General features: G+C 52.0%; 1 pseudogene. It reads left to right on the top strand.

Annotated features, from left to right (window positions below):
• A pseudogene (locus ABUA47_RS24475) lies at window positions 1–264 on the top strand (ATP-binding protein); the annotation flags it as partial.
• Between the last annotated feature and the right edge of the window lie 303 nt (window positions 265–567).

Genomic DNA, 567 nt, shown 5'->3' with positions numbered 1-567 from the left:
ATCTCCATCGAAATGGCTGCAAGGGAATTGCGCTACGCGTGGTTCGAAAAAACAAGGGAAGCATGCAGTGCAGCTGTCATTGCCGTCGCCCACCATCAAGATGACAGTGTAGAGACATTGCTGCTCAATCTGATTCGCGGTACCGGCATCAACGGGTTGCGGGGCATACGCCCCCGAAACGGACATATAGTCCGCCCCTTGCTCTGCCTGGACAGAAAGGAAATCGTCGGTTATCTGGAAAGTATCGGGCAAGCCTACGTGACGGACAGCACCAATCTGCAGGACGAATATACCCGCAACAAAATACGCTTGAACCTGCTTCCCATGATGCAGGAGATAAACCCCTCCGTCAAGGAAAGCATCCTCAAAACGGCAGAGCATCTGGACGATGCCGCCTCTATATATAATATAGGTATAGAAGAAGCCAAACTGCGAGTCAAGACACCGGAAGGCATAAGTATCGGCGCCCTGAGGCAAGAAGCGGCACCGGAAACGGTCTTATTTGAAATTCTGCATCCGCTTGGATTCAACGCCGCACAAGTAAGGGACATCTGCCGGACATTGGAC

The sequence above is a fragment of the Bacteroides sp. RTP31139st1_H2_RTP31139_211217 genome, from assembly GCF_040227615.1.
GTDB lineage: Bacteria > Bacteroidota > Bacteroidia > Bacteroidales > Bacteroidaceae > Bacteroides > Bacteroides uniformis.
The sequence above is the reverse complement of the archived record's forward strand: the minus strand, read 5'-3'. Positions and strand labels throughout refer to the sequence as shown.